Below are 22,031 nucleotides of genomic sequence, written 5' to 3' on the forward strand. Positions count from 1 at the left end.
CTGACGTGATGTCAAAGCGCATGTCCGTTTGACCGGACATACGGTTTCACTTCCACCTCGCACGGGCGCTAATCTCCGCCCGTGGCGAGAGCAGAGACCGATCCCCTCGTGTCGCTCGGGCTGGGCGTCGACCGCGGCAGCCCGGTCCCCCTCTACTTCCAGCTGGCCGAGCAGCTGCGCACCGCGATCGAGCAGGGACGGCTGGCACCCGGCATGCTGCTGGGCAACGAGATCGCGTTCGCCGCCCGGCTCGGCCTCTCCCGGCCCACCGTCCGGCAGGCGCTGCGGACCCTGGTCGACCAGGGGCTGCTGGTGCGCCGCAAGGGCGTGGGCACCCGGGTCGTCCCCGCGGCCGCGGCCGCGGGCGCCGCGCCGAGACCGGCCCTGACCAGCCTCCACGACGAGCTCGACGCGGCCGGACGGCACCCCGCCACCCGGGTGCTGCACGACGCCGTGGTGGCCGCCCCCGCCGAGGTCGCCGAGGCGCTCGGCGTCGAGGAGGGCGCCGAGGTGCGACGGCTGGAGCGGCTGCGCCTCGCCGACGGCGAACCGCTCGCCGTGCTGCGCAGCCACCTGCCGCTGCGGGGACCGCTGCCCCCGGCGGCGGACCTGGAGGCCACCGGACTGTTCCGGCTGCTGCGCGCCGCCGGCGTCGTCCCGCACAGCGCCCGGCAGCGGATCGGCGCCCGGGGGGCCACGCGGTCCGAGGCCCGCCTGCTGGACGAGACGGAGGGCGCCCCGCTGCTCACCCTGCGGCGGGTCGTCGTCGACGCGGCCGGACGCGCCGTGGAACACGCCGACCACGCCGTCCGGCCCACCCGCTGGTCCCTCGATCAGCGCCTGCTCGCCCCGGAGTGACGCATTCCACGTCCCGGGCCCGGTGTCGCCGATGCCTCACCCCGCCGACCGTCCCGCCATCCGGATGTTCGATAATTTTGCGTTCGGGTGGGACGGCCGACGGCCGTCACCCCGTGCCGGAGAGCGCGGAGGAAGATCCGCGGAGGCCGAGAAGGAAGAAGGACACACCTCGTGGGACGGTTTCGGACCTGGGTGGGCATCGCGGTGGCAGGGGCGCTCTGCGTCTCGGTCGCGGGCTGCAGCAGCACCGGCGGCAAGCGCGCCGAGGACGCCCGGAAGGCCGCGGCGGCCCAGGGGAAGGCGGCGGTGAACACCCCGCGGTGGACCTTCGCCATGATCACGCACTCCGGTGACGGCGACACCTTCTGGGACATCGTCCAGAACGGCGCCAAGCAGGCCGCGGTCAAGGACAACATCAACTTCCTCTACTCCCACGACGCCGAGGCGCAGCAGCAGGCCCAGCTCGTGGACGCCGCCGTGGACAAGAAGGTCGACGGCATCATCGTCACCCTCGCCAAGCCCGAGGCGATGAAGGCCGCGGTGGACCGCGCCGTGAAGGCCGGAATCCCGGTGATCACGGTCAACTCCGGTTCCGAGGTCTCCGAGGAGTTCGGCGCCCTCACCCACATCGGCCAGGACGAGACCGTCGCCGGCCGGGCGGTCGGCGAGGAGCTCAACGCCCGCGGGAAGCAGAAGGCCCTCTGCATCCTGCACGAGCAGGGCAACGTCGGCCACGAGCAGCGGTGCGACGGCCTGAAGGAGACCTTCGAGGGCAAGGTCGAGAACCTGTACGTCGAGGGCACCAACATGCCCGACGTCCAGTCCACCATCGGTGCCAAGCTCGAGGCCGACAAGAAGATCGACGCGATCGTCACCCTGGGCGCCCCCTTCGCCGACACCGCGGCCAAGGCGAAGGCCGAGGCCGGCAGCGAGGCCGAGATCGACACCTTCGACCTCAACGCCAAGGTCGCGGCCGGCCTGAAGGACGGCACCCTCGGCTTCGCCGTCGATCAGCAGCCCTACCTCCAGGGCTACCAGGCCGTCGACCTGCTGTGGCTGTACCGGTACAACGCCGACGTGCTCGGCGGCGGGCAGCCCGTGCTGACCGGCCCGCAGATCGTCACCGAGGAGCAGGCCGGGGAACTGGCCGAGTACGCGGAACGGGGAACCCGATGAGCACCGCAGTCCAGGCCGCGGCCGCCCCGGTGGACGAGCGTCTGCTGCGCACCTCGCCGCTGCGACGGGTGCTCGGCAGACCCGAGCTGGGCGCGGTGGTCGGCGCCGTGGCCGTCTTCGTCTTCTTCGCCTTCGCCGCCGACAGCTTCCTGCGCGCGTCGAGCCTGAGCACCGTCCTGTACGCGGCGTCCACCATCGGCATCATGGCCGTCCCGGTGGCACTGCTGATGATCGGCGGCGAGTTCGACCTCTCCGCAGGCGTGCTGGTGACCACATCGGCGCTGGTGTCGTCGATGTTCAGCTATCAGATGACCGCCAACGTCTGGGTCGGCGTCGGCGTGTCGCTGCTGGTCACACTGGCCGTCGGCGCGTTCAACGGGTTCATGCTGACCCGCACCAGGCTGCCGAGCTTCATCATCACCCTGGGCACCTACCTGATGCTGATCGGCATGAACCTCGGGTTCACCAAGCTGATCAGCGACACGGTCTCCACCAAGACCATCGCCGACATGGAGGGCTTCCCCGAGGCCAAGGCGGTCTTCGCCTCCACGCTCACGGTCGGCGGTGTCAACTTCAAGATCACCATCCTCTGGTGGCTGCTGCTGATCGTTGTCGCCTCCTGGATCCTGCTGCGCACCCGGGTGGGCAACTGGATCTTCGCCGTCGGCGGCAACGAGGCGGCGGCCCGGGCGGTCGGCGTGCCGGTGCGCGCCACCAAGATCGGTCTCTACATGGGCGTGGCCCTGGCCGCCTGGATCTCCGGCCAGCACCTGCTCTTCAGTTACGACGTCGTCCAGTCCGGCGAGGGCGTGGGCAACGAGCTGATCTACATCATCGCGGCGGTCATCGGTGGCTGTCTGATCACCGGCGGCTACGGTTCCGCCGTCGGATCGGCGGTCGGCGCGCTGATCTTCGGCATGACCAGCAAGGGCATCGTCTTCGCCGAGTGGGAGCCCGACTGGTTCAAGTTCTTCCTCGGAGCGATGCTGCTCCTGGCGACCCTGCTCAACCACTGGGTCCGCAAGCGCGCGGAGGCGACGAAGTGACCACGGCGACCGAACCGACCGCCGAGCGGACCACCGGGGATGCCCCCCTGGTCGAGCTGGAGCAGGTCAGTAAGTACTACGGCAACGTCCGCGCCCTGGAGGGCGTCTCCCTCCAGGCCCGGGCGGGCGAGATCACCTGCGTCCTGGGTGACAACGGAGCGGGCAAGTCCACCCTGATCAAGATCATCTCAGGGTTGCACGGCCACGACGCGGGCTCCTTCCGGATCGACGGCGAGGAGACCCGGCTCGCCGGCCCCCGTGCGGCCCTGGACCGCGGCATCGCCACCGTCTACCAGGACCTGGCGGTCGTCCCGCTGATGCCGGTCTGGCGGAACTTCTTCCTCGGCTCCGAGCCCACCAAGGGCCGCGGCCCGCTGCGCCGCATGGACGTCGAGTTCATGCGCCGCACCGCCCACGCCGAACTGCGGCGCATGGGCATCGACCTGCGCGACGTGGACCAGCCCATCGGCACCCTCTCCGGCGGTGAGCGCCAGTGCGTGGCCATCGCCCGGGCCGTGTACTTCGGCGCCCGGGTGCTGGTCCTCGACGAGCCGACCGCCGCCCTGGGCGTCAAGCAGTCGGGTGTGGTCCTCAAATATGTGGCGGCCGCCAGGGACGCTGGACTGGCTGTTGTGTTCATCACCCACAACCCGCACCACGCCTACCTGGTCGGTGACCGTTTCGTCCTGCTCAAGCGCGGCGCCATGGCGGGCCACCACACCCGTGACGGGATCACCCTCGACGAGTTGACCCGGCAGATGGCGGGCGGCGACGAGCTGGACGACCTGCGCCACGAGTTGGAGCGCCCGGAAGCGGCCGCTCCGCCCGTGACGGCCGACGCGGACGAGGGGCGGCCGCGGTCGTGAGCGCGGAGACGGTACCGGCGGGGCGGGCGGCGGCCCCCGCGCCGCGAGGACGGGCGCGGCGCCCGGAGCACCGGGGCCGGGCGGGACGCCGCCATGCGGCGGCTCACCGGATTGAGGCAGAATCGGCGCGATGAGCACCTACCGCGACCTCGCACTGCCCCGGGCACTGAACCCGGCCAGGGCGGCCGGAGCCCCGATCGGCTCGCGCCGTGCCCCCGTCCTGCGGACGGTGGGTTCCCGGGAGCGCCGTTCGCACCTGTCGGCGCCCCGTGTCCCCACGGTCGGCATCGACATCGGCGGCACGAAGGTGATGGCCGGCGTCGTGGACGCCGACGGCAACATCCTGGAGAAGCTCCGGGCCGAGACCCCGGACAAGTCCAAGAGCCCGAGGGTCGTCGAGGACACCATCGCCGAGCTGGTGCTGGACCTCTCCGACCGGCACGACGTGCACGCCGTCGGGATCGGCGCGGCCGGCTGGATCGACGCCGACCTCAACCGGGTGCTCTTCGCCCCGCACCTGTCGTGGCGCAACGAGCCGCTGCGGGACCGGCTCGCCGAACGGCTCTCGGTGCCCGTGCTGGTCGACAACGACGCCAACGCCGCCGCGTGGGCGGAGTGGCGGTTCGGCGCCGGCAAGGGTGAGGACCACCTGGTCATGATCACGCTCGGAACCGGCATCGGCGGGGCCATCCTCGAGGACGGCCGGGTCAAGCGGGGCAAGTTCGGGGTGGCCGGCGAGTTCGGCCACATGCAGGTCGTCCCCGGCGGGCACCGCTGCCCGTGCGGCAACCGCGGCTGCTGGGAGCAGTACAGCTCCGGCAACGCCCTGGTCCGCGAGGCCCGTGAGCTCGCCGCCGCCGACTCCCCGGTGGCGTTCGGGATCATCGAGCACGTCAAGGGCGACATCTCCGCGATCACCGGTCCGATGATCACCGAGCTGGCCCGCGAGGGCGACGCCATGTGCGTCGAACTGCTCCAGGACATCGGGCAGTGGCTGGGCGTCGGCATCGCCAACCTGGCGGCCGCCCTCGACCCGTCCTGCTTCGTCATCGGCGGCGGCGTCTCGGCCGCCGACGACCTGCTGATCGGCCCAGCCCGGGACGCCTTCCGCCGTCACCTGACCGGCCGCGGCTACCGCCCCGAGGCCCGGATCGCCCGCGCCCAGCTCGGCCCGGAGGCGGGAATGGTGGGCGCCGCCGACCTGTCCCGCCTGGTGGCCCGCCGTTTCCGCCGCGCCAAGCGGCGCCGGACGGAGCGGTACGAGCGGGTGCCCGACGCCGCCGTCCGCGGCTCCGGGGACGGCCTGTGACCGACGCCCGCCCCCCGGAGCCCGGCGGGCCGTCCCCTCGGGACGCGCACCAGGACCCCCTGCTGCGGGCCGGCGACGACCAGGAGGCCCGCCGCAGGGTGATCCGCCGCCGCGCGCTCACCCTGATCACGATCGTGCTGCTGATCGGGATCCCGGCCGGCTACCTGCTGATCTCCGGCGCCCAGAGCCGGGACAGCGGCAAGGACAAGGAGGCGCGGTACTCCGCCACCGGCCTCACCTGGGGCTGGCCGTCCAAGGTGCAGCGCCGCATCTACCAGGTGCCCATCCCGCACCCCGCGGAGCTGGTCGCCCAGTACGAGACCAACAACTGGCGCACCAGCCGGCTGCACGTCCAGTTCCAGACCACCGACGCGGGTCTGGACACCTTCCTGCGCTCCATGGGCGTCACCCGGGACGACCTGGAGAAGGACGCGATCACCGTCGGCGAGCGCGACCGGCGCACCGCGGGGTGGGAGTTCCGCAGCCCCGGCCCCTGGTACGGGCTCACCCGCGCCCAGAAGGATCCGCTGCCGACGCAGAACGTGGTCGTCAACATGTCGGACCCGGCTAACCCGATGGTGTACGTGGTTTCGCGAACAACGCCCTGACCTGCGCTTCCATCGGTACGAGAGGGTCGTTCGCCGCCCGGTCCGGGCCTGCGGGCGGCCCTCCGCCCATGCGGCGGGGCCGTGGCGCGCGCCGGTTGTCGGAACCCGAACGTAGAGTCGAAATCAGTCGCGTGACGCCCCACGAGCACAGGGAGGAGGGCAGCCGCGTGAACCGCACGGACACCACCAGCGCCATCACCCCCGCAACCACCAGCGCCATCACCGCCGCCACCGCACTGACACGTCTGGCCGCCGTCTTCCTCCCCGCCGCCCTGCCCCGTGAGGGGCGCGTCGCGTTCTGGGACCCGGAGGGCGGCCTGCCTCCCGAGGGCGCGGAGACCACCGGTCTCACCGTGGTCCGGCCGCACGGCGCGGGTGTCCGCCGCCGTACCGTCCCCGCCGTGGTCCTCCCGGTCGTCGCCGCCCTGCCGCTGCTGGTCCGCGCCCGGCGGGACCCGGCGGCCCACCCGGCCACCGCCTGCTGGGGCGCCGCCGCCCTGCACGCGCTGCGGCTGGTCGCCCGCGGCCGCCTGCTCCCCGGCCTCACCCCGGAGGGCTACGACGCCTGGCGGGCCGGACCGCTGGAACCCGAGGACGCGGCCCACCTGCGCGAGGTCGCCGCCGCCCTGCCGCCCGAGGGGCACGCCGTTCCGCTGCCCGGCCCGGCCCCACTGCGGCTGCCCGGACCCGAGACGCTGGTCCGCGCCTTCCTGGACGCGGTGGCCGACGCCCTGCCCCGCACCCCGGCCGCCCCGCACGCGGTGGGCGGGCCCTTCGCCGCGCCCGAGGCGCAGCGTCTGCCCGGTGCCCACGAGTGGGCCGCCGAGGTCGCCTCCGGGATGGACGCCGGCGTGCGGATCTCGCTGCGCCTGGACCTGTCCGCGTTCAGCCTCTTCGACAGCGACGACGCCGGGACCGGCGCCATCGGGCCGGCGGGGGAGGGCGGTGGGGCGGGCGCGGTGGTCCGCCGGGCCGGTGCCGCGATCGTCCAGGTGCACAGCCTCGCCGACCCGACCCTGATGGTCGACGCCGCCGCCCTCTGGGCGGGTCGGGCGCCCGACGCCTTCGGCCCCCGCGCCCGGATCGACGCCGCCCTCGCGGTGCGCCGCGCCGCCCGCGTCTGGCCGCCGCTGGAACGCCTCACCGAGCAGGACGTCCCCGACGTGATGGCCCTCGGCGAGGAGGAGGTGACGGACCTGCTCGGCGTCGCCGCCTCCCGGCTGGCCGCCGCCGGGGTGACCGTGCACTGGCCGCGCGATCTCGCCCAGGACCTCTCGGCCACCGCCGTGGTCCGCCCCGCCCCCGGCTCCGCCACCGACGGCACCGGATTCTTCGAGAGCGAGGACCTGCTCCGCTTCGAGTGGCAGCTCGCCCTCGGCGGGGAACCGCTCACCGAGGCGGAGATGGACGCCCTCGCCGAGTCGCACCGCCCCGTCGTCCGCCTGCGCGACCGGTGGGTGGTCGTCGACCCCGCGCTGGTCCGCAAGGCCCGGAAGCGTGACCTCGGTCTGCTCGACCCGGTGGACGCCCTCGCCGTCGCCCTCACCGGCTCCGCCGAGGTCGACGGCGAGACGGTCGAGGCCGTCCCGGAGGGCGCGCTCGCCGCCCTCCGGGACCGCCTGGCCGCCGGGCCGATGCCGGCCGCCGCGCCGGCCGGCCTCGACGCCGAGCTGCGCGACTACCAGCTGCGCGGCCTCGCCTGGCTCGACCTGATGACCTCGCTCGGCCTCGGCGGCTGCCTCGCCGACGACATGGGCCTCGGCAAGACCATCACCCTGATCGCGCTCCACCTGCGCCGCGCGGAGCGGGATCCCGCCGGACGGCCCACGCTGGTGGTCTGCCCCGCCTCCCTGCTCGGCAACTGGCAGCGCGAGATCCAGCGGTTCGCCCCCGGCGTGCCGGTACGCCGCTTCCACGGCGCCGGCCGGACCCTCGCCGGCCTCGACGGCGGATTCGTCCTCACCACCTACGGCACGATGCGCTCCGCCGCCGAGGAGCTCGGCGGCGTCGCGTGGGGGATGGTCGTCGCCGACGAGGCGCAGCACGTCAAGAACCCGTACTCGGCCACCGCCCGCGCCCTGCGCACCATCCCCACCCCCGCCCGGGTCGCGCTCACCGGCACCCCCGTGGAGAACAACCTCTCCGAACTGTGGGCCCTCCTGGACTGGACCACACCCGGACTGCTCGGCCCCCTGAAGTCCTTCCGCGCCCGGCACGCCCGCGCGGTCGAGGGCGGCGAGGACCCGGAGGCCGCCGAGCGGCTCGCCCGGCTGGTCCGTCCCTTCCTGCTGCGCCGCCGCAAGTCCGACCCGGGCATCGTGCCGGAGCTGCCGCCGAAGACGGAGACGGACCGCCCGGTGCCGCTGACCCGTGAGCAGGCGTCGCTCTACGAGGCGGTGGTCCGCGAGTCCATGCTGGTCATCGAGGGCAGCGAGGGAATCGCCCGCCGCGGTCTGGTCCTGAAGCTGCTGACCTCCCTCAAGCAGATCTGCGACCATCCCGCGCTCTTCCTCAAGGAGGGCTTCTCCCCGGACCGCGCCCGCGCCGACCGCTCCGGGAAGCTCACCCTGCTCGACGAGCTGCTGGACACGGTCCTCGCCGAGGACGGGTCCATGCTGGTGTTCACCCAGTACGTCGGCATGGCCCGCCTGATCACCGCCCACCTCGCCACCCGCTCGGTCCCCGCCGAGATGCTCCACGGCGGCACGCCCGTCGCCGAGCGGGAGCGCATGGTCGACCGCTTCCAGGACGGTGCGACGCCGGTGCTGGTGCTCTCCCTCAAGGCGGCCGGCACCGGCCTCAACCTCACCCGGGCCGGGCATGTGGTGCACTTCGACCGCTGGTGGAACCCGGCGGTCGAGGAACAGGCCACCGACCGCGCCTACCGCATCGGCCAGACCCAGCCGGTGCAGGTGCACCGGCTGATCACCGAGGGCACGGTGGAGGACCGCATCGCCGAGATGCTGCAGGCGAAGCGTGCGCTGGCCGACGCGATCCTCGGCTCCGGCGAGGCGGCGCTCACCGAACTCACCGATCGTGAACTCACCGACCTCGTCTCCCTGCGGAGGCCCGCATGACACCCCCGCACGGCCGTGGGCCGGACCCTCGGGACACGGACGCCGCGGTTGCGGACGGCGCGTTGCCGGGCATCGCGGTTCCGGGCGCGCCGGGTTCGCCGGGCGCGGATGCCCTTGGCTCCGGCAGGGCAGGTCGCGGTGACGGCGCCGGGCCCGACGGCGCCGGGCCCGACGGCGCCGGGCCCGACGGAGCGGGGACCCTGGACGACGACGCGGCGCGGGACGGCGCCGGGTCGCCGGACGACGCCGGACGGCCGGGCGCGGACACGGGGCTGGGTCCGTCGCCGGGCGAGGCGGACAGGCCCGTCCAAGGCGAGGGGCCTGCCGAGGCGGCGCGGCGTGCGCTGCGGGTGGCGCGCGCCCTCACGCGTCCCTCCGCGTCCGCGGAGCGGGCACCGGAAGGTTCCGGCCCCGCCCCGCGCCCTGCCGCCACCGGCTCGGCCGGGTCCCGCCCGTCCGCCGCGGCCCGTGCGGCCATCCGTCGCCGCTCACCCGCGCCGGAGGCCGCCGCGCAGGACGGCGGCACGGGGGAGAGCGGCGAGGCACGGCCGGCGGCCCCGGAACAGCCCCGCCCGGCAGAACGCGCCCGCGAGGCACTGCGCGCGGCGCGGGCCGCCGAGATCCGCGCTGCGGCGGACGGGGGAGCCACCGGAGCGACCCCGTCCGCCGGAGCCGAGGCCGCCGCGCGGGCGGCATCGCGGGACGCCGGCCCCACACCCCGGAGCGGCCGGCCCGGGCCGGCCTCCGCCGCCGGGAGCACCGCAAGCGCCGCGGGCAGCGGCGGCGCCACCTCCGCAACCGGTGGCGCCTCCGCAACCGGTGGCGCCTCCGCAACCGGTGGCGCCTCCGCAACCGGTGGCGCCTCCGCAACTGGCGGCGCCGGGCGAGCCTGGAGCACCGGGGTGACCGGAGGTGCCGGGAGCGAGGGATCCGTCGAGGGCTCCGGCAGTGCCGGGGGCGTCGGGTACGTCGGAGTCGACGGTGGTGCCGGGCAGACCGGTTTCGGTGCGAGCCGTGGGGGTGCCGCAGGCACCGCAGGGACCGGGGGCGTCGGACAGGACCGGAGCACCGGGGTGACCGGAGGTGCCGGGAGCACAGGGAGAACCGGGAGCGTCGGGAACACCGGAGGCTCTGGGGACGCGGGAGGCGGCGAGGGCACCGGAGGCTCCGGGGACGCGGGAGGCGGCGGGGGCACCGGAGGCTCCGGGGACACCGGGGGCGCCCGGGACACCATACGTGCCGGGGGCACGCGAGGTACCGGGGACCGGCGGACCGCCACGTCCGGCGCGGCCGGGAGAGCCCGGACCCCCGGGGAGGCGGAGGCCGACGCCGAGCACCGCCGCGCGGGTCGCCCCGCCCCGAAGGGTGGCTCCGGCGAGCCGGAGGACGGTCGGCCCACCCTGGAGGCCGGCGCCCCGGAAACGCTTCCGCGGGAGCACCCCGTGCCGGCGGCCAGGCCCCGCGCCGTCGCCGGTGAGCGCCGTCTGACCTTCGACCGGCTTCCCCCGCGCGAGGAGGGCGCCGCCCTCGCCGGGACGCCGTGGGGGGAGGCCTGGCTGACCGCGCTGACCGAGCGGGCGCTGGACCCCGCCCGGCTGGCCCGTGGCCGGCGGTACGCGGAGGGCGGCCGGGTCGACGCGATCACCGTGACGCCCGGCCTGGTCATCGCCTACGTGCACGGGAGCCGACCGCGCCCCTACCGGGCCCAGGTCCGCGTCCGCACCCTGGACGACGACGAGTGGGAGGCGTTCCTGGACGCCGTGGCCGAGCGGCCCGGCCACATCGCGGCGCTGCTCGACCGGCAGTTGCCCGAGGCCCTGCTCGAGGGCGGCGTCGGTTCGCCGCTGCTGCCGCGCCGGGGCGACCTGCTGCCGTTCTGCGGCTGCCCCGACACCGGCCGCCCCTGCAAGCACGCCGCCGCGCTCTGCTACCAGACCGCCCGCCTCCTCGACGCGGACCCGTTCGCGCTGCTCCTGCTGCGCGGCCGGAGCGAACAGGAGATCCTCGACGCCCTCACCCGGCGCAACGCCGCGCACGCCGCCCGGGCCGCCGCCGAGGCCCGTGCCGCGAGGGACCGCGACCCCGCCGTGCCGCAGGGAGTGCGGGCCACCAAAGCCCTGTCCCGCGCAGCTTCCGGCCTCCCGCCGCTGCCCGCCCTGCTGCCGCCTCCCGCGCACCCCGGTCACCCGCCCGCCTTTCCGGCAGCCCCCGGCGGACCCGACCCGTACGCGCTGGACCAGCTGGCGACCCACGCCGCCGCCCGTGCCCACGCGCTGCTGACCACGGGTGAGGACCCGGTGGGCGGTCTGACGCTCTGGCAGGACGCGGTGCGCGTCGCCGCCGCCCGTCCCGGCTCGGGTCTCACGGCCGCCACCCGCACCTTGTACTCCTCCCTGGCCGCGGCGGCCGGCCGGACCCCCGTCGACCTGGCCCGCGCGGTCGCCGCCTGGCGGCAGGGCGGGCCGGCGGGTCTGGACGTGCTGGAGGGCGACCCGTGGGACCCGCCCGCCGGCCGCTTCGACCGTGCCCGCCCCCTGCTGATGGCGGCCGGACTGGCCCCGTTCCGCCCGTGGCGCAACCGCCTCACCCACCCGGTGGGTCACGCACAGCTCCGGCTCGGCCAGGACAACCTCTGGTACGCCTACGAGTCCGAGCCGGACGCCGACGACTGGTGGCCGCGCGGCACCGCCGACCCCGACCCGGTGGCCGCCCTCACCGCCCTGGGCCCCGGCCTCGACCCGGCCGAACTGCCCCCGGAGCCGCCGCACCACTGACGGGCAACGGCGCACACGACGGGGCCACGCAGGGCACGGCCGTGCGGCGGCCGGACCGGTGGCCGAACCGATGGCGGGGCCGGTGGCCATCCTCCGGGTGGCACCCGTACGCGCCGGGTGTACGCCCCCTCGGCGGTGTCGGGGTCTCCGGATGGGCGCCGGAGGATCTGTCAACAAGCCTTGGGGCATGACGAGTTCACCGCACCTCCGGCCCCGAAGGGCCGTCCTGGCCGCCCTGTCCGCCGTCACCGTCGCCGCGACCCTGACCGCCGTGGCACCCGCTCTCCCGTCGCACGCGGCCCCCGCCACCGCGCCCACCGGTCCGGCCCCGCTCGACTGGCGTCCCTGTCCGGTGGCCGGGGGTCCCGAGGGACAGGAGTGCGCCGACCTGTCCGTCCCGCTCGACCACGCGGATCCCGACGGTCCCCGGATCACGCTCGCGGTGTCCCGGGTGGCCTCCGGCGACCCGTCCCGGCGGCGCGGCACGCTCATGGTCGTCCCCGGCGGGCCCGGCAGTTCGGGGGTGAAGCGGCTCACCGGGACGGCGCAGGCGCTCCGCGCCCAACTGGGCGACGCCTACGACCTGGTGGCGTTCGACCCGCGCGGTGTCGGCGGCAGCTCCCGCGCCGGGTGCGGGATCGCCGCCGAGGACCGTCATCTGGTCACCCTGCGGTCCTGGCCGGCCGCCGACGGCTCGGTCACCGCCAACGCGGCCCGCTCCCGCCGGATCGCCGAGGCGTGCCGGCACAACGGCGGCGCCCTGGTCCGCAGCTTCAGCACCGCCAACGAGGTCCGTGACCTCGAGCGGCTGCGCCTCGCCCTCGGCGAGGACAGGCTGTCGGTCTGGGGAACCTCCTACGGCGCCTACGTGACGGCCGTGTACGCCCAGAAGTACCCGCAGCGCACCGACCGGCTGGTCCTCGACAGCACGGCCGACCCCGACCCGGCGAAGGTGGCGCGGGGCTGGCTGGCGAACATGGCGCCGGCAGCCGCCCAGAGGTTCCCGGACTTCGCCGCCTGGGCCGCCGACCCGGCGCGCGAGAAGGACGCCCTGCGGACGGCCCGGCGGCCCGAGGACGTCGAGCCGCTCTTCCTCGCCCTCGCCGAGAGCCTCGACCGGAGGCCCAGGAAGACGGCCACCCCGGGCGTCCCGCTCGACGGGGCCCGGCTCCGCCAGGCCCTCCAGAACGCCCTGTACGACGACGACCTCTTCCCCGGCCTGGCCCGCCTGCTGATCGACGCCCAGGACCCCGGGGCGACGCCGGTCCTGCCCGGCGAGCTCGCCGGCCCGCTGCCCGACGAGGACGCCGCGGTCACGGTGGCCACCATCTGCAACGACGTCGCCTGGCCCCGGGCGGTCCCCGCCTACGCGCGTGCGGTGGCCGAGGACCGACGGCGTCACCCCCTCACCGACGGCATGCCGGTCAACGTCCCGCCCTGCGCGTTCTGGAAGACCCCGCCGGCCGACGTGCCGGCCCGGATCACCGACGAAGGGCCGTCGAACATCCTGATGATCCAGAACCTGCGCGACCCCGCCACCCCCCACTTCGGCGCGCTCGCGATGCGCGAGGCGCTCGGGGACCGGGCCCGTCTGGTCACCGTCGACCGGGGCGGCCACGGCGTCTACCTCAACAACGGCAACGCCTGCGGTGACGGCGCCGTCACCGCCTTCCTGACCGGGGGAAGGCGCCCCGCGCACGACATCCGCTGCGAGGACCGGCCCGCCCTCCGGTGACCTGCCTGCGGGTCACCCGCCTTCCGGTGACCTGCCTTCCGGTCACCCGCCCTCCGGTGTCCCGTTCGCCGACCGCTGTTCGCCCACGCCCCATCAGCCGGTGACGCCGGCGACCCGTTCGCCGTGACACGGCGAAACCGAAGGCTCCGGACCGGTCCCACCCGGTCCGGAGCCTTCGGCCGCCATGACAGCTCTGTGGCAGTCGTGTTTCGTCCGGCCAGGATCCGTGGCACTCGCATCGATCGCGTGATCGAATGATCGTCATGCCGTTCGCCCGATCCGGCCGTCCTGTGCCGCTCGCCCGTCTCCGGTCCACGCGCCGCGCCGACCACTGCGACCTGATCTGTCGCTGACCCGGCCTCCGCGGCCCGGGCACACCCGCCCCGCCGCGCCCGTTCGTCCCGAACACCGCTGCCCCGCCAACGACCGGGGCGGCGCGTCCATGCCCGGCACCACCGGCCTCGGCATGCCCCGCGTGACCGCGTGACCGCGTGACCGCGTGACCGCGTGACCACGTGACCGCCCGATCGGAGCGACCGGCTCGCCCCGAGGACCCTTCCCCCGTGCCCCGTCGGCGTGCGCCTGACGGCAGGCGCGTCCCACCGCCGCTGAAAGGCACCTCCATGAGCACAGACAACCGCACCGGCGTCTCCAGAAGAGCCCTGTTCGCCGGCGCCGCCGCGGCGGTGGTGGCCGCGGTGGCCGGGGCCACGGCAGCGACGCGCCCCGCGGCCGCCGTCGCCGAGGAACCAGGGGCGGCGGACACCGGACGCGGCGGCAGATCGCCCAACATCCTGCTGATCCTGCTGGACGACCTCGGGCGGGGCGAACTCGGTTCCTACGGGCAGCAGGTGATCCGAACCCCGGTGCTCGACGGCCTCGCCGCCCAGGGCGCGCGCTTCACCCAGGCCTACGCGGCGCCCTCCTGCGCACCGACGCGCGCCTCCCTGCTGACCGGACTGCACACCGGCCACGCGACGGTGAAGTCCAACGGCGACGCCGGCAAGGGCCTGCGGGCCGACGACGTCACGGTGGCCGAAGTGCTCCGCGCCGCCGGCTACACCACCGGGCACATCGGCAAGTGGGGGCTGGGACCGGACAACGGCGACAACCCCAGCCACCCCAACCGCCAGGGCTTCGACCACTTCTTCGGTCACATCAACCAGACCCACGCCCACGACTACTGGCCCACCTACCTGTGGCGCAACGGCGAGAAGGTCCACTACCCGGAGAACGAGACGGCCGACGTCACCTACACCACCGACCTGTTCACCCAGGAGGCGCTGGAGTTCCTCGACCGCAACGGCGACGACCCGTTCTTCCTCTACCTGGCGTACACCACCCCGCACGCTCCCAACGAGATACCCAGCGACGCCCCGTACAGCGACGAGGACTGGCCCCAGGGCGAACGCAACCACGCCGCGCAGGTCACCCACGTCGACGCGGAGATCGGCCGGGTCCTCGACAGGCTCGGCGAACTCGGCCTCGCCGATGACACCCTCGTCGTGGTGGCCAGCGACAACGGCCCCCACTCGGCGGGCGCGAAGTTCGAGCACGTCGGCAGCACGCTGCCGCACGACCCGGAGTTCTTCGACAGCAACGGGTCCTTCAGGGGCATCAAGTTCACCGTCTACGAGGGAGGCATCCGGATCCCGCTGATCGTCCGGCTCCCGCGAACCCTGCGGGACACCGGGGGGATCGCCGCCGGTTCGGTCGTCAACGACCCCGTCGCCGTCTGGGACTTCCTGCCGACGTTCGCCGAGGTCGCCGGAGCACCCGCCCCGCAGGCCCTGGACGGGGTCTCCTTCGTTCCCGCCCTGACCGGCCGCCGGCAGCCGGAGCACGACTACCTCTACTGGGAGCACGACCGCAAGGACCAGGCGGTCCGCTTCGGCAACTGGAAGGGCGTGCGCCCGAAGAACCGTCCCGTCGAGCTCTACCACCTGAACCAGGACCCCGGCGAGAGCACCGACGTCGCGGCACGGCATCCGGCGCTCGTCCGCAAGGTGGAGCGGCTGTTCGCCGACGCGGTGGCGGAAGGCTGAGCCGTGAGCTGCTGCGCCCCCTCGGCCGAGGGACACACCTCGTGCGGTGCCACGTCACAGGGCGGTGCCACGTCCTCGGGCGGCGGCCCGCTGATCGGCACCCTCACGGTCGGACCGCCCGGGCCCTTCCGCCCCGCACCGGACGATCGCACCACCCGCGGTCAGGTACGCCTGCCCGGCGGCACCTTCACCATGGGCGACGTCCAGGGCGAGGGCTACCCCGCCGACGGGGAGGGGCCGGTCCACCAGGTACGGCTCCGGCCGTTCCTCATCGACGCGACCACGGTCACCAACGCGGCCTTCGCGGCGTTCGTCAAGGACACCGGGTACGTCACCGACGCCGAACGCCTCGGCGTCTCGGCCGTCTTCCACCTCGCGGTCCGTGCCGAACGCCCCGACATCCTCGGGCAGGCCGCCGGCACCCCGTGGTGGCTGACCGTCCGGGGCGCCTCCTGGAGGCGCCCGCACGGCCCGCTGTCCTCCGTCGCCGACCTGCAGAACCACCCGGTCACACAGGTCAGCTGGAACGACGCGCAGGCCTACTGCGCCTGGGCGGGCAAACGGCTGCCCACCGAGGCCGAGTGGGAGTACGCCGCCCGGGGCGGCCTCGAGGGCGCCCGGTTCCCGTGGGGGGACGAACTCACGCCCCGCGGGCGGTGGTCGTGCAACATCTGGCAGGGCGTCTTCCCCACCCACAACACCGCGGAGGACGGCCACGTGACGACCGCGCCGGTGAAGTCCTACCGGCCCAACGGCCACGGGCTGTGGAACATGGTCGGCAACGTCTGGGAATGGTGCGCCGACACCTTCGCGGCGGACGCCTACGCGGCCCGGGCCGGCCGGACGCCCGTGGACGACCCCCGAGGCCCCTGGCACGACCCGGACCGGTCCGCGCCCCGCGTCATGCGCGGTGGCTCGTACCTGTGCCACGACTCGTACTGCTACCGGTACCGGGTCGCCGCCCGCTCCGCCAACACCGCCGACTCGGCCACCGGGAACATCGGCTTCCGCTGCGCCAACGACTCCTGACACAGCGCCGTCGCCGCGTCGCCCCGTCCCCGTGGGCCCGCGACGCGGGCCGCACCGACACGCTCCGAATCCCCGCATCCCCGATCCCCGCATCCCCGAAGGATCCCGATGAAGAACAGACACGCCAGGCGCCTCGGCCTGCTCACGCTCCCCGTGGCGCTCACCCTGACCGCCGTCGGTCCTCCGTCCGCCGCCCAGGAGACGGGGGCCGGTGCCGGAAGGCCGGGCGCACAGCGTCCCAACATCGTCTTCGTCCTCGGCGACGACTTCGGCTGGACCGACCTCAGCAGCCCCCTGACCAACCAGGGCAACCCGAACGACTACTACGAGACACCGGCGCTGGAGCGGATCGCCGCGGAGGGGACGGCGTTCGACAACGCCTACGCGTCCCCCAACTGCGCGCCGACCCGGGCCGCCCTGCTCACCGGCCTGTACGCGCCGCGGCCCACCAACAACATCTACCTCGTCGACAACCTCAACCGCGGCGGTGACGACACCCTGCTGGTCGGCCCGCCGCAGGGACTGCCCGACGAGGACGTCGCGCTGCCCGCCGAGGCGGTCACGGTCGGCGAGCGGCTGCAGGGCGCCGGCTACACCACGGGCTACCTCGGCAAGTTCCACGTCGCGGCGACTCCGTCCGACATCACCGCCCAGCACGGCTTCGACGAGAACATCGGCGGGACCCACGCCGGCGCCCCGGGCGCCTACCACGCGCAGAACGGCACGTTCGTCCAGCAGATCGGTCCCGAGCTGGACGCCTTCGCGGCCGACTACACGCAGCAGTACGTTGACGAGAACATCAAGCCCTTCTCGCACGGCACGGACCCCGCCGCCGTGGACGCACTGGTGGGGACCGACAAGCACGTCTCGGACGCGCTGGCGGACGCCACCATCGACTTCGTGGACCGCAACAAGGACGAGCCCTTCTTCGCCTTCCTGAGCTCCTACGCCGTCCACACACCCGTGGGCGACAAGCAGGCGCGCGCGGACCTGCTCGCCAAGTACCGGGCCAAGAGCCCGGGAGCGGGGCCGTCGAACGCCGCCTACGGCGCGCTGGTCGAGGGGCTCGACCAGACCGTGGCCCGTGTGGTCGAGCACCTGGAGACCACCGCGGACCCCCGCCGCCCGGGTCACGTCCTGGCCGACAACACCGTCGTCGTCTTCACCGGGGACAACGGCGGCGTCGGCAAGTTCACCGACAACGGCCCCCTGCGGGGCGAGAAGGGCACACTGCGGGAAGGCGGCCTGCGGGTCCCGCTCATCGCCTGGAGCGGCAACCCCCGTCTGGTGGACGGCGGCACCGTCGACCACACCCCGGTCTACAGCGCCGACCTCCACACCACCTTCGCCTCCCTGGCGGGTGCGCGGAAGGACGACGTCAGGCCCCTGGACGGTGCGGACCTGAGCGGACTGTTCGCCGACGCCACCACCGAGCTGGACCGTGACGCCCTCTACTGGCACCTGCCCGGCTACCTGATCGACGACGCCCGCGACCAGCATCCGCAGTCGGTGATCCGGTCCGGCCGCTGGAAGCTGATCTACGACTACGAGGGCCGGTCCTGGGAGCTGTACGACCTGGCCGCCGACATCGGCGAGAGCCACGACCGGGCCGACGACGAACCCCAGGTGGTCCACCGGCTGGGTCACAAGCTGATCCGCTGGCTCGACAAGGTCGACGCCCCCCTGGCGACCCTCCGCGAGGGTCAGGCGCCGCTGTCCTTCCGGGTGTCCGGCGAGACCTACGCGGACGGCCGCGTCTCCCGGCACCGGGGCGAGACGCTGGTCGTGGAGCCGGGCGAGGAGGTGCCGGTGGTGCTCGCCGGTCCCACCGGCCACTGATCCGCCTCCCGGCCGCACCTCGGGGTCCGCGCTTCCCGCCGGACCCCGGGGTCTGCGCCTCCCGGCCGGGCCCCGAGGTCTGTGCTTCCCCCCCGGACCCCGGCGTCCGCGCTTCCGGGCCGGGCCCCGAGGTCCGTGCTTCCCGGCCGGGCCCCGGTTGCGTGCTTTCCTGCCGGACCCCGAGGTCCGTGCTTCCGGGCCGGGCCTTCCGGGCCGGGCCCCGAGGTCCGCGCTTCTCGGCCGGGCCCCGGCGTCCGTGCTTCCGGGCCGGGCCCCGGGGTCCGCGCCTTCGGGCCGGATCTCGTGGTCCGGCCCGCCTCTTTCCCCTCCAGCAAAGGAGCCCCAGGTGCCCAGTCGCCGACAATTCCTCGCCGGATCCGCGGCAGCGCTCGGCACGGCCACGCTGCCCGCCGCCGCGGCGGAGGCCGCCGGCTCACTCCCCGGCCGCCGCCCGAACATCGTGGTGCTGCTCGCCGACGACCTCGGAAGCGGCGACCTCGGCTCGTACGGCCAGCAGCTCATCCGGACGCCGCGTCTGGACCGGCTGGCCGCCGAGGGAACCCGCTTCACCCAGGCCTACTCCGCCGCCGCCGTCTGCGCGCCCTCCCGCGCCTCGCTGCTGACCGGCCTGCACGGTGGCCACGCACCGGTCCGGGAGAACCCCTTCGGCGGCCCGCAGGGGTCGCTCGGCGACGACGACACCACCTTCGCGGAGGTGCTGAGGGCCCGGGGCTACCGCACGGCCTGCATCGGCAAGTGGGGCTTCGGTCCGGAGGAGCCCGACCAGCCCAGCCACCCCAACAGACGCGGCTTCGAGGAGTTCTACGGGTACATCACGCACGGCCACGCCCACCAGTACTTCCCGGCCTACCTGTGGCACAACGACGAACGCGTCGACCTCCCGGAGAACGCCGACGGCGGCAAGGGCACCTACGTCGTCGACCTCATCGAGCAGCGTGCCAACGACTTCATCACCGCACACGCGGACGAGCCGTTCCTGCTCTACCTCACCCCGAACATCCCGCACGCCCCCAGCGACATCCCCGGCACCGGTGAGTACGCCGACCAGCCGTGGAGCGCGGCCGACAAGGGGCACGCGGCGCAGATCACCCGCCTCGACACGCTGGCCGGCTCGGTCGTGGACACCCTGCGGCGCCTGGGCATCGACCGCCACACCCTCCTCCTGGTGACCAGCGACAACGGCCCCCACGAGGAGGGAGGCGTCGACCCCGACCTGTTCGACGCCAACGGGCCGCTGAAGGGCTACAAGCGCAACCTCTACGAAGGCGGCGTCCGGGTACCGCTCCTCGCCTGGTGGCCGGGCACCGTGACCCCCGGCGTCTCGGACCGGATCACCCCGTCGACGGACCTCCTCCCCACCCTCGCCGAACTCGCCGGCGCGCCCGCGCCCCGGGACATCGACGGCCTCTCCGCCGCGGCGCTGCTCGCCCGCCGGCCCGGCGCCGCGCCGGACCACGACCACCTCTACTGGTACCGCAACGACCCCGGCTCCACGGCGCGGGCGAAGGCGGCGGACAAGGGCCGCATCAACACCCTCGCCGAGGCGGTGCGCCGCGACCGGTGGAAGGCCGTGCGCTTCGCCCCGGCCCGGGACCGTTCGGTGCCCGACGAGCAGTGGCAGTTCGAGCTCTACGACCTGGGGACGGATCCGGGCGAGACCACCGACGTGCACGCCGACCACCCGGGGCTGACGCGGGAGCTCACCGCCCTGCTCCGCGCCGCCTGGGCGGAGTCCTACGACCGCGAGGGCTTCGGCGTCCGGCTCACGGTGCCAGAACTGGCCCTGCCGGGCGAGACGTTCACCGCGACGGCGGCACTCACCAACGCCTCCGCCCGTCCCTGGGAGCGCGCCAGGCTCGCACTCACGGTGCCCGACGGCTGGCGGGTCCGGCCGGTCGCCCCGGGACGGGCCGGCGATCTCGCCCCGGGGGAGGCCCTGGAGACCGCCTGGCGGGTCACCCCGCCGGCCCTCGGGACCCCCGCCGGCAGGTGGACGCTGCGCGCCGAGGGGAGCGCGGCGTACGGGCGCCGGCCCGTCCGCTTCGAGTCCTGGGGCACGGTCGCCACGCCACCGCCGGCGCCCACCGCCGACACCTACCTCAGCGACCTGCCCTGGCTCTCGGCGACCAACGGGTGGGGGCCGGTGGAACTCGACACCTCCAACGGCAAGAAGCCGGCGGGCGACGGCACCCCGATCAGCTTCGGCGGCGTCACCTACGCCAAGGGCCTCGGGGTCCACGCCCACTCCGAGATCGTGTACCACCTCGGAGGCAATGCCTCCCGCCTCACCGCGGTCGTCGGCATCGACGACTTCTCCGCCCGGCAGAGCGCGGCCGGGGGGACGAGCGCGGAGGTCTGGGGAGACGGCGTGCGGCTGTACGACAGCGGGCTGCTCACCGCCGCCGGCGGACCACGCCCGGTGGACGTGGACGTCACCGGCGTGCGGCTGCTCCGGCTGGTGGTGCGCAACGCGAACGACAGCACCTCCTACGACCACACGTCCTGGGCCGCGGCCCACCTCCGCGTCGGCTGACGCCGCGCGGGGCGCGTGACCCCGAACGACAGGCGGGCGCCGGCCACGAGACCGGCGCCCGCCGTCGTACGCGCCCGGACGGGCTGCCAGGCGCCGGGACGGCCGGACGGCCCGGCCGCGCAGGCGGCGCAGCATGCGCGCGTCCTCGAACCCGGCGGGGCGGGCCGCGGCGTCGAGCGTCGCCCCACGGCCGATCAGGTGCTCGGCGTGCTCCAGCCGCAGTGCCTGCTGGTGGCGGAGCGGGGTGAGGCCGGTGGCCCGGGTGAAGTGCCGGGACAGGGTGCGCTCACCGACGCGGAGCGCGGCGGCGAGCTGCGGCAGCCGCAGGCCGAAGCGGGCGTCGAGGATGTCCTGGGCGCGGTGCGGCAGGTCGTCGAGGTGCGCGCGGTGCCGGAGCATCGCGCTCTCCTGCGCCGGTTGCCGTCGGCGCACGGGTGGACGGCCAACTGCCGCGCCATCCGCGCGGCCACCGCCGGGCCGTGGCGGGTGGCGACCAGGTGGAGCGCCAGGTCGATGCCGCCGGCGGAACCGGCGGAGGCGAGCACCCGGTCGTCGGCGGTGAACAGGACGTCCCGCACCACCACCGCCTTCGGGTGGCGGCGGGCCGGTTCGTCCCGCAGATCGTGACGGGTGGTGCAGGTGCGGCCGTCGGGCGGCCCGGCCCGGCCCAGTACCTCCGTACCCGTGCCCACACCGGCCACCGTGCCGCCGCGGGCCTGGTGGGCCCGCAGGACGTCCAGGACGGCGCCGGCGACACCGGGGGACCCGTGCGGGCCGGCGGCCCGGCCGGGCACCACGATCAGGTCCCCGGGCCCGATGCGGGGCCACTCCAGGCCCGCCACCGGCAGTCCCCGCGCGGTGGTGAGGACCTGCGCGGGGCCGGCCAGGTCCAGCAGATGGACTCCGGGCGTCGGGAAGAAGACGATGTGGGCCACGATCCGGCCATCATGCCGCACGTCCCGGCGCGGCCGCGGGCCGGTCCGTCATGCTGACGACGGACCGGCCCACGAGCGTGTGGCCGGCGCCGGCCGACCTCCTCTGGCCGGAAGGGTCGACGGAGCGGCCGCTACCGCGGCGACGCTCCGGCCCGGCCTGAGCGTCACGGTGCGTACCCG

Annotated in this window: 13 protein-coding genes and 1 pseudogene; 13 read left to right on the forward strand and 1 reads right to left on the reverse strand. The window is 74.8% G+C overall.

Translation table 11 applies throughout. The annotated features are described in order from the left end of the window. Positions 1-81: 81 nt before the first annotated feature. The 13 genes from GBN72_RS02795 to GBN72_RS02855 all read left to right on the forward strand — a co-directional run bounded on the left by GBN72_RS02795 (position 82) and on the right by GBN72_RS02855 (position 20,916). Positions 82-858, forward strand: coding sequence for a GntR family transcriptional regulator (locus GBN72_RS02795; protein WP_151770008.1), 777 nt, complete (start codon positions 82-84; stop codon positions 856-858). Between the two features lie 171 nt (positions 859-1,029). After that, a complete protein-coding gene (locus GBN72_RS02800; protein WP_151770009.1) occupies positions 1,030-2,034 on the forward strand; it encodes a sugar ABC transporter substrate-binding protein in 1,005 nt (334 codons plus the stop codon). Then, positions 2,031-3,080: an ABC transporter permease gene (locus GBN72_RS02805; RefSeq protein ID WP_151770010.1), complete on the forward strand. Its 1,050-nt coding sequence runs from the start codon at positions 2,031-2,033 to the stop codon at positions 3,078-3,080. The genes GBN72_RS02800 and GBN72_RS02805 overlap by 4 nt, the downstream gene beginning before the upstream one ends. Beyond that, positions 3,077-3,946, forward strand: coding sequence for an ATP-binding cassette domain-containing protein (locus GBN72_RS02810; protein ID WP_246212219.1), 870 nt, complete (start codon positions 3,077-3,079; stop codon positions 3,944-3,946). The genes GBN72_RS02805 and GBN72_RS02810 overlap by 4 nt, the downstream gene beginning before the upstream one ends. A 130-nt stretch (positions 3,947-4,076) precedes the next feature. Beyond that, the gene (locus tag GBN72_RS02815; protein WP_151770011.1) at positions 4,077-5,255 is read left to right on the forward strand and encodes an ROK family glucokinase; all 1,179 of its coding nucleotides are present in this window, start codon (positions 4,077-4,079) and stop codon (positions 5,253-5,255) included. Then, positions 5,252-5,863 carry a sugar kinase gene (locus GBN72_RS02820; RefSeq protein WP_151770012.1) on the forward strand — a complete coding sequence of 204 codons (612 nt, stop codon included), beginning with the start codon at positions 5,252-5,254 and terminating at the stop codon, positions 5,861-5,863. Before GBN72_RS02815 ends, GBN72_RS02820 begins: the two co-directional genes overlap by 4 nt. A 68-nt stretch (positions 5,864-5,931) precedes the next feature. Beyond that, positions 5,932-8,940 carry an SCO1167/SCO6262 family helicase gene (locus GBN72_RS02825; protein WP_151770013.1) on the forward strand — a complete coding sequence of 1,003 codons (3,009 nt, stop codon included), beginning with the start codon at positions 5,932-5,934 and terminating at the stop codon, positions 8,938-8,940. A 1,442-nt stretch (positions 8,941-10,382) separates the two neighbouring features. Then, complete coding sequence (locus tag GBN72_RS02830) at positions 10,383-11,714, forward strand: SWIM zinc finger family protein (protein WP_281371358.1); 1,332 nt, start codon at positions 10,383-10,385, stop codon at positions 11,712-11,714. Positions 11,715-11,901: 187 nt separating this feature from the next. Continuing rightward, entirely contained in the window at positions 11,902-13,449 is a 1,548-nt protein-coding gene (locus GBN72_RS02835) for an alpha/beta hydrolase (RefSeq protein WP_151770015.1), read from the forward strand. A 623-nt stretch (positions 13,450-14,072) separates the two neighbouring features. Next, positions 14,073-15,494, forward strand: a complete 1,422-nt coding sequence (locus GBN72_RS02840; RefSeq protein WP_151770016.1) for an arylsulfatase — start codon at positions 14,073-14,075, stop codon at positions 15,492-15,494. 3 nt (positions 15,495-15,497) lie between these two features. Further along, positions 15,498-16,523, forward strand: coding sequence for a formylglycine-generating enzyme family protein (locus GBN72_RS02845; protein ID WP_439959726.1), 1,026 nt, complete (start codon positions 15,498-15,500; stop codon positions 16,521-16,523). 108 nt (positions 16,524-16,631) lie between these two features. Continuing rightward, positions 16,632-18,362 (forward strand): sulfatase, encoded by a 1,731-nt coding sequence (locus GBN72_RS02850; protein ID WP_151770017.1) that lies wholly within the window; start codon positions 16,632-16,634, stop codon positions 18,360-18,362. Between the two features lie 346 nt (positions 18,363-18,708). Continuing rightward, positions 18,709-20,916: a sulfatase family protein gene (locus tag GBN72_RS02855; RefSeq protein ID WP_151770018.1), complete on the forward strand. Its 2,208-nt coding sequence runs from the start codon at positions 18,709-18,711 to the stop codon at positions 20,914-20,916. 105 nt (positions 20,917-21,021) lie between these two features. Here the strand turns inward: GBN72_RS02855 and GBN72_RS02860 are convergent. Next, positions 21,022-21,851, reverse strand: a pseudogene (locus GBN72_RS02860) (GlxA family transcriptional regulator); the annotation flags it as partial. Between the last annotated feature and the right edge of the window lie 180 nt (positions 21,852-22,031).

The organism is Streptomyces abyssomicinicus, from assembly GCF_008974245.1.
Lineage (GTDB): Bacteria > Actinomycetota > Actinomycetes > Streptomycetales > Streptomycetaceae > Streptomyces > Streptomyces abyssomicinicus.

Coding starts and splice junctions, on each gene's coding strand:
- GBN72_RS02840 (WP_151770016.1), top strand. CDS start 14,073: ATGAGCACAGACAACCGCACCGGCGTCTCCAGAAGAGCCCTGTTCGCC.
- GBN72_RS02825 (WP_151770013.1), top strand. CDS start 5,932: ATGCGGCGGGGCCGTGGCGCGCGCCGGTTGTCGGAACCCGAACGTAGA.
- GBN72_RS02805 (WP_151770010.1), top strand. CDS start 2,031: ATGAGCACCGCAGTCCAGGCCGCGGCCGCCCCGGTGGACGAGCGTCTG.
- GBN72_RS02835 (WP_151770015.1), top strand. CDS start 11,902: ATGACGAGTTCACCGCACCTCCGGCCCCGAAGGGCCGTCCTGGCCGCC.
- GBN72_RS02850 (WP_151770017.1), top strand. CDS start 16,632: ATGAAGAACAGACACGCCAGGCGCCTCGGCCTGCTCACGCTCCCCGTG.
- GBN72_RS02815 (WP_151770011.1), top strand. CDS start 4,077: ATGAGCACCTACCGCGACCTCGCACTGCCCCGGGCACTGAACCCGGCC.